Origin of the sequence: Exiguobacterium sp. s168 (assembly GCF_018619035.1) — a bacterium.
GTDB classification, from domain to species: Bacteria; Bacillota; Bacilli; order Exiguobacteriales; family Exiguobacteriaceae; genus Exiguobacterium_A; species Exiguobacterium_A acetylicum.
The window spans coordinates 1-7,932 of record NZ_JACSNE010000043.1 but is presented as its reverse complement, the minus strand read 5'-3'; the positions used below and the strand labels follow the sequence as shown (position 1 = coordinate 7,932).

Annotated in this window: 6 protein-coding genes, 2 tRNA genes and 1 other annotated feature; of the genes, 1 reads left to right on the top strand and 7 read right to left on the bottom strand. The window is 47.9% G+C overall.

Annotated elements, in window-relative coordinates; all coding sequences use genetic code 11:
* Position 1: 1 nt before the first annotated feature.
* From KNQ15_RS16210 to pdxS, 6 genes are all read right to left on the bottom strand, one after another.
* Positions 2 to 89 (bottom strand) — tRNA-Ser (locus KNQ15_RS16210).
* Between the two features lie 40 nt (positions 90 to 129).
* Positions 130 to 220, bottom strand: a tRNA-Ser gene (locus tag KNQ15_RS16205).
* Positions 221 to 357: 137 nt separating this feature from the next.
* The gene (gene serS / locus KNQ15_RS16200; RefSeq protein WP_029343034.1) at positions 358 to 1,635 is read right to left on the bottom strand and encodes a serine--tRNA ligase; all 1,278 of its coding nucleotides are present in this window, start codon (positions 1,633 to 1,635) and stop codon (positions 358 to 360) included.
* A 61-nt stretch (positions 1,636 to 1,696) separates the two neighbouring features.
* Positions 1,697 to 1,904, bottom strand: a binding site (T-box leader).
* Positions 1,905 to 1,916: 12 nt separating this feature from the next.
* Positions 1,917 to 3,152 (bottom strand): D-alanyl-D-alanine carboxypeptidase family protein, encoded by a 1,236-nt coding sequence (locus tag KNQ15_RS16195; RefSeq protein ID WP_214730079.1) that lies wholly within the window; start codon positions 3,150 to 3,152, stop codon positions 1,917 to 1,919.
* A 91-nt stretch (positions 3,153 to 3,243) separates the two neighbouring features.
* Positions 3,244 to 3,822, bottom strand: a complete 579-nt coding sequence (gene pdxT, locus KNQ15_RS16190; RefSeq protein WP_214730078.1) for a pyridoxal 5'-phosphate synthase glutaminase subunit PdxT — start codon at positions 3,820 to 3,822, stop codon at positions 3,244 to 3,246.
* The gene (pdxS, locus tag KNQ15_RS16185; RefSeq protein WP_023469872.1) at positions 3,816 to 4,703 is read right to left on the bottom strand and encodes a pyridoxal 5'-phosphate synthase lyase subunit PdxS; all 888 of its coding nucleotides are present in this window, start codon (positions 4,701 to 4,703) and stop codon (positions 3,816 to 3,818) included. The genes pdxT and pdxS overlap by 7 nt, the downstream gene beginning before the upstream one ends.
* A 116-nt stretch (positions 4,704 to 4,819) precedes the next feature.
* Here pdxS and pdxR point away from each other — a divergent pair, with 116 nt between their 5' ends.
* Positions 4,820 to 6,223: a MocR-like pyridoxine biosynthesis transcription factor PdxR gene (pdxR, locus tag KNQ15_RS16180; protein ID WP_029343030.1), complete on the top strand. Its 1,404-nt coding sequence runs from the start codon at positions 4,820 to 4,822 to the stop codon at positions 6,221 to 6,223.
* Between the two features lie 43 nt (positions 6,224 to 6,266).
* Here the strand turns inward: pdxR and guaB are convergent, their stop codons facing one another.
* Positions 6,267 to 7,733, bottom strand: coding sequence for an IMP dehydrogenase (gene guaB / locus KNQ15_RS16175; RefSeq protein WP_029343029.1), 1,467 nt, complete (start codon positions 7,731 to 7,733; stop codon positions 6,267 to 6,269).
* Positions 7,734 to 7,932 lie beyond the last annotated feature (199 nt).

Genomic DNA, 7,932 nt, shown 5'->3' with positions numbered 1-7,932 from the left:
GAGGAGGCGGTGGGATTCGAACCCACGCACGGCTTTCGCCGCCTGACGGTTTTCAAGACCGTTCTCTTAAACCACTTGAGTACGCCTCCAAGCTATAAAACGTGCATGTTGTTGTCAAAAAAATAAAAATGGAGGAGGCGGTGGGATTCGAACCCACGCACGGCTTTCGCCGCCTGACGGTTTTCAAGACCGTTCTCTTAAACCACTTGAGTACGCCTCCGTACTTCTTACCAGATCAATGATGACCTGTCTGTTTTCCTGACATTAATTATGATAGCATCTGCCTTTTAACGTGTAAAGACCTTTTCTAAAAAAACTTTTTAAAATACAGAAAGGGGGATTACTCCCCCTTCTGACTTAAGCTTGAATCACTTCAAGACCACCCATGTATGGACGAAGCACTTCTGGAATAACAACTGATCCATCCGCTTGCTGGTAGTTCTCTAAGATCGCAGCAACTGTCCGACCGACTGCAAGGGCAGAACCGTTTAACGTATGAACGAATTCTGGTTTTGCGTTCGCTTCGCGGCGGAAACGGATTTGTGCCCGGCGTGCTTGGAAATCTTCAAAGTTTGAACAAGAAGAGATTTCACGATAAACGCCTTGGCTTGGCATCCAGACTTCGATGTCGTATTTCTTCGCAGCCGTGAATCCGAGATCAGCTGTACACATGCTCAACACTTGATACGGAAGCTTTAGCTTTTTCAAGACCGTTTCCGCTTGTCCTGTTAACAATTCAAGTTGCTCGTAAGATTCTTCTGGTTTGACGAAACGAACGAGTTCAACTTTATTGAATTGGTGCTGACGGATCAAACCGCGCGTATCGCGTCCGGCAGAACCTGCTTCTGAACGGAAACATTGGCTGTACGCCGCATAACCGATCGGTAACTGATCTGCAGTTAGGATTTCTTCACGGTGCATGTTCGTCACCGGAACTTCTGCTGTCGGTACGAGGAAGTAGTTCGTCTCTTCGACTTTAAACGCATCCTCTTCGAACTTCGGCAGTTGCCCTGTTCCTGTCATAGAGTCACGGTTGACCATGAGTGGTGGCAAGATTTCTGTGTAGCCGTGCTGATCTTGATGGAGGTCCATCATGAAGTTGATCAATGCCCGCTCAAGACGTGCACCGGCTCCGCGGTAAAAAACGAAACGGCTACCTGTGACTTTTCCGGCACGCTCGACGTCGACGATTTTTAATTGCTCCATCAAATCCCAGTGTGGAACTGCTTCAAAGTCAAACGCTGGTTTGTCACCAACTTCACGCACGACGACGTTATCGTCTTCAGAAGAACCGACTGGTACGCTGTCATGTGGAATGTTCGGGATACCGAGGAGAAGCTGGTTCAATGTCGCTTCGACTTCACGTAACTCGTCGTCAAGTGTCTTGATCTCGTCTCCGACACTACGCATCGCAGCGATTGCTTCATCCGCGTTTTCCTTATTGCGCTTGAGTTCAGCAATTTTTTTCGTCGCTTCATTTCGTTCTGCTTTCAACACTTCTGTCCGCGCAATCAGTTCTCGACGCTTCTCATCAAGTGAGAGGAAACGGTTCATGTCCGTTAAGTCCTCTCCTCGGTGCGCTAACTTTTCTTGAATGGCGTCAAAATCTTGGCGTAATCGTTTAATATCAATCATCTGTAATTCCTCCTTTATGTCATAAAAAAAGGCGACTCGTCTCTTTCCGGTATTCCTACCGAAAAGGGACGAATCACCTGGATCCGCGTTGCCACCCTCATTGCTAGACATATCTAGCCAACTTAAGACGCGATAACGGGCGTACCCGCACCTTGTTCGCAAGGTGTGCGATCCGGCTCGATTCAATCCATCGATCTGACTAGTTCACACCACCCACTAGCTCTCTTAACAGTATCGATACATCTACTTGGTCCGTTCATAGCATCTTTATGAGATTAGTCTTACTTTACACCATCGCCTTGGAAGTTGACAAGAGTCGATTGTTGAATCGCTTGTTCAATTTGCTTTGACCAAGCCGTCCAAGCGCGGACGAGACGCGTCGGAACACTCGCAAGTGGAACGGCAGTCGCGCTATACAAATTCACGCGAGGTGTCTCAAATCCTGGTAGATAGATCCCATCGTCCGCGACCTGCACCGTACCGACGATTTCTTGTTTCGTCACGGGAGCCGTTGTTTTAGAGAAGTCGAACCGTGGTTCCCTCGTCTCCGCTTGTTTTAAGACCGTAACGTATAACGAACCGTCCGTGACGACGTCTAGCTTTCGGACGGTTGCCCCTTTAATCGGAAGAACGTCTTTGATCCGTTCGCCTTTTCCGTAATACGTCAACGGCTCAAACGTCGCAAAACCATAGTCGAGCAGCTTTTTCGTTTCCTTGAAACGGGCTTGATCGGAATCCGTTCGCATGACGACCGTGACAAGCGTCATATTATCCCGTGTCGTTACACTGGCGAAGCAGTAACCTGCTAAATCAGTCGTTCCGGTCTTCATCCCCCGCATGCCGGCATATGCGAATTTTTCCTTCGCCAGCATCTTATTCGAGTTGTTCAAGACCTCTCCATCAAGTTTCATCTGTGTTTTATTCGTCACATCGAGGACATCTGGGTAATCCTTGATATAGCGAATGACGAGTAAGGCGATATCGGTCGCTGTCATCAAATTCGTTCCTGGAAGGGTTGCATCGACAGCATCTAGACCAGATGCATTCGCATACTCCGTGTCGTTCATCCCGAACTGTTTTGCAGTCTCATTCATCTTTTCAACGAACGTCGCTTCTGAACCGGCGACAGTTTCGGCTAGCATGACCGCTGCATCATTAGCCGATTTGATGAACGCCGCATTATACATCTCGCGAACCGTGTATGTTTTGGCTTTAACTGGAACACGCGCGATTCCGGACGTCTTCGCAAGCTTTAAAGCTTTTGCACTCGGCGTGATTTTTTGATCCCACGTCAGTTTTTTCAATTCGATTTGTCGTCTGACGAGGTACAACGTCATCAGCTTCGTCATCGAAGCAGGAGGCAACGAAACATCCGCCTCCGATTGAAGGAGGATTTTCCCTGTGACCGCATCGGCCATTATGTAAGACTCTGCTTGAATCGAAGGTGCTGCTTGTCCCGCTGTAGGAAATCCTACGACTAGCAGTACACTTAAACAGAGTAGTAAGATTCGTTTCATCGTGTCTCTCCTTCACTCAATCATTCGTTTTACGAATAGTGTAGCACAAAAGAAGCACCTGACAGTAGAACCTGTCAGATGCTTCCACGCTTTATGAACGAACCGATTGCCGTTGTTTGATTTTTTGTAAAAAATACCGATGCAAGCGATCGTCCTCTGTCAATTCAGGATGAAACGAACATGCAAGATGTAGCGATGTCTCAACAGCGACAATCTGCTCTTCGACTTTCGCAATCATTCGTGTTCCCTCCCCGACAGACAGAATCAATGGCGCCCGAATGAACACTGCCTCGATCGGCTCTTCGATTCCCTCAACCGGTAACAGTCCTTCAAACGAATCGATTTGTCGACCGAAGGCATTCCGGCGGACCGTCATCGAAATCGCGTTGAGATGACTTTGTCCTGCTTCAACAGCAGTTGCGAGCAGAATCATTCCGGCACATGTCCCGAACATCGGTAACGTCGTCGCTTTTTCCCGAAGCGGTTCCAGCAAGGCATAACGTTCGATCAATCGACGCATCGCGGTCGATTCGCCTCCTGGTAAGACGAGTCCATCGAGTCCGTCGAGATCGCTCGCTTGTTTGACGAGAACGACATCGACACCGAGACCTTCAAGCTGCTGTTGATGCTCACGGACAGCGCCTTGAACATCCAGAATACCGATTACCATCCGCGTGTCGCCATCCGTTCTTCAAACGGCATCGATGTGACATCGATCCCTTTCATCGCTGTTCCGAGTCCTTTGGATAAAGACGCAATCCGCTCAAAATCATCTTTATACGTAACGGCTTCGACAATCGCCCGAGCGACACGTTCTGGGTGTTCTGATTTAAAGATTCCTGATCCAACGAAGACACCATCTGCCCCAAGATGCATCATGAGTGCGGCATCAGCTGGTGTCGCGACTCCCCCGGCTGCAAAATTGACGACCGGTAACCGTCCCTGCGTCCGAATATCACGTAATACTTCGTACGGAGCACCCCATTCTTTCGCAAATGTCATCAATTCATCTGGACTGACATGTAAAATCTGATTCAATTGTGCTTGAATTTGTCGCATATGGCGAACAGCTTCGACGACGTTCCCAGTCCCAGGCTCGCCTTTCGTCCGAATCATCGCTGCTCCTTCTGCGATGCGACGAGCGGCTTCCCCAAGATCACGTGCGCCACAGACGAACGGCACGGTGAACTCTGACTTCAATAAATGATATTGCTCATCTGCTGGAGTCAGGACTTCACTCTCATCGATGAAATCGACCCCCATTGATTCAAGTACTCGTGCCTCAACGATATGACCAATCCGGCATTTTGCCATGACGGGAATTGAGACCGCTCCGAGTACCTCTTCCGTAATCAACGGGTCTGCCATTCGTGCGACACCTCCGTCACGACGAATATCAGACGGGACACGCTCGAGTGCCATGACTGCAACAGCACCTGCTGCTTCCGCAATCTTCGCTTGTTCCGCATTGACGACATCCATGATGACGCCACCCTTTTGCATTTCAGCCATTCCACGTTTGACACGATCCGTTCCTTGTTGACGTTCCATATCCATTCCCCCTTGGTTGACTTTCACCCCTTTAGTATACGAAACGTTGACACTTTTAAAAGTATCAGTTTATGATGATTTCAACAGGTCAGTTTATTAAGAAGGAGTTAGACGAGATGGACATGCTATCATTTCAACTCACACGTAATCAGGAAAAACCACTTTATGAACAACTTTATCAACAGATTCGAAACGAAATCATTGCCGGTCGTTTAGCGTACGGCACGAAATTACCATCTAAACGAAAACTCGGTCAATTTTTGAACTTAAGTCAAACGACGATTGAGCTTGCCTATCAACAACTCGTCGCAGAAGGATATGTCGAATCCATCTCACGTAAAGGCTATTTTGTTCTTGCCTATGAGGAACTTGCTTACGTCAAAACCTCACCCGTCATTGAACCGCGTGCGACCAAAGAAAAACCAATTATTACGTATGATTTTCATCCAAGTAAGATTGAAGGGGTCTCTTTCCCGTTCGCCCGTTGGCGAAAGTATGCCAAAGACATCATCGATACCGATCACCATCCACTTGTCTCACTCGGTCATCCACAAGGCGATCTAGCATTACGCGAAGAGATTGCAACCTATCTCTATCATTCCCGTGGTGTCGTCTGTTCCCCAGAACAGATTGTTGTTGGTTCTGGTGTCGAGCAACTGTTGCCTATCGTTCTTTTCTTATTAGGACGAAACGTCACATACGGCATCGAAGATCCCGGTTATCATACGACCCGCCTCTTACTAGAGAATCATGAACGAATGATCGAACCGATTCGTGTCGATGCGAATGGATTACGGATCGATCAACTGCAGGAATCAAGCGTCGATGTCATGTATGTCACACCGGCACATCAGTTTCCGTCCGGTAGCATCCTGTCCGTCAATCGAAGACATCAATTGTTGAACTGGGCAGCGATGGATCCGACCCGTTTTGTCATCGAAGACGACTACGATAGCGAATTCCGCTACAGCGGTAAATCGATTCCGTCTTTGCACAACATGGACAGCAATCGTGTGATTTACATGAGTACTTTCTCAAAATCACTCATGCCTTCACTACGGATTGGTTATATGGTCTTACCCGAAGTCTTACGCGCACGGTATCAAACAGAACTATCACACTATACCTGTAGTGTCTCGCGCTTTGATCAAACGATTTTGACACGTTTCATGAAAGAGGGTGACTTTGAACGACATCTCAACCGGATGCGTAAAGTCTATCGTCGCAAACTCGATGTCTTAATCCAATCGCTTCGCCGAATTCCCGCCTTACGATTGACCGGTGAAAGTGCCGGACTCCATGTCGTCGTGTCCGTAGCGAACGGAATGACGGAGCAGGAGCTCGTAAAGCGGGCACAACAACAAGGCATCCAAGTATACGGTCTTTCTCAATACGCCCAGTTACCCCTCCTCTCCGATACACCTCAAATCGTCCTTGGATTTGCGAGTCTCTCTGAGCAAGAGTTGATGGAAGGATTACGCTTATTGATGGACGCGTGGGATTTGCATAAATCATCATGAACAAAAGCCTCGCCTTTCTACTAGAGAAAGACGAGGCTTTTGTTTACTGACGTGTATAGTTCGATGCTTCTTTTGTAATTTGAATATCGTGCGGGTGGCTCTCTTGTAAGCCAGCGCCCGTCATACGGATGAACTGTGTCTCTTCACGCAACTCTTCTAACGTGGCAGCACCACAGTATCCCATACCTGAACGAATACCACCAACGAGTTGGTAAACCGAATCGCCGAGTTTACCACGGTAAGCGACACGTCCTTCGATTCCTTCTGGAACGAACTTCTTGTCTGCTTCTTGGAAGTAACGATCTTGGCTACCGCGTTTCATCGATGCTTCAGAACCCATACCACGGTATGTCTTGAATTGACGTCCTTGGTAGATTTCCATCTCACCTGGGCTCTCTTCTACTCCTGCAAGTAAGCTTCCGAGCATGACAGCGTGACCGCCAGCAGCAAGTGCTTTTACGATATCGCCAGAATACTTGATGCCACCATCAGCGATGATCGAGACACCATGTTTCCGTGCTTCTGTCGCACAATCGAAGACAGCTGTGATTTGTGGTACACCGACGCCTGCGACAACACGTGTCGTACAGATCGAACCAGGTCCGATACCAACTTTGATGACAGATGCACCCGCTTCAATCAAATCGCGTGTTGCTTCGGCAGTCGCAACGTTACCCGCAATGATTGGTAAGTTTGGATATTCTTCACGAAGTTCACGTACTTTGAGAAGAACACCTTCTGAATGACCGTGTGCCGTATCGACGACGAGTGCATCAACACCTGCATCAACAAGGAACTTCGCACGTGTCGAAGCATCTTTTGTGACGCCGACAGCTGCTGCGACGAGTAAGCGTCCGAATTGATCTTTCGCAGCATGTGGATACTGTTCGACTTTTTCGATATCTTTTGTCGTGATCAATCCTTTTAATACACCGTTCTCATCAACGAGTGGTAACTTTTCAATGCGATGTTTGTGGAGAATCTGTTCTGCTTCAGCGAGGGACGTACCAACCTTTGCTGTCACGAGTTCTTCAGTCGTCATCACCGTTTCAATGACAGTTGAGTAATCCTTGACGAAACGAAGATCACGGTTTGTCAAAATCCCTACTAGTTTGCGCTCTGTTTCATTGTTCACGATCGGAACACCTGAGATGCGATATTTACTCATCAAATACTCGGCATCGTAGACTTGACGCTCTGGCGTCAAATAGAACGGATTCGTGATGACACCATTTTCAGAACGTTTGACGCGATCGACATGTTCTGCTTGTTCTTCCATTGACATGTTCTTATGAATGACACCAAGACCACCTTGACGTGCCATCGCGATTGCCATCGGTGCTTCTGTGACGGTATCCATCCCAGCACTGATCAACGGAATATTAAGTGTGATCCCTTCACATAGCGTGACAGATAAATCAACGTCGCGCGGTAAGACACTCGAACGACGGGGTACGAGTAAGACGTCATCAAACGTCAAACCCTCTTTAGCAAATTTGTTCTCCCACATGTTATCCACTCGCTTTCTCTTTTATAAAAGAATATTGATGTTATGGTAACAAGCAGAGGGTGTCATGTCAATGACTCGACCAATAATCAGAACAGTCTGAAGTTTCACATAACACAAAAAGACCGACCTGCAATCTGCAGATCGGTCAAGTGCCTGGCAACGTCCTATCCTCACAGGGGGAAGCCCCCAACTACTTTCG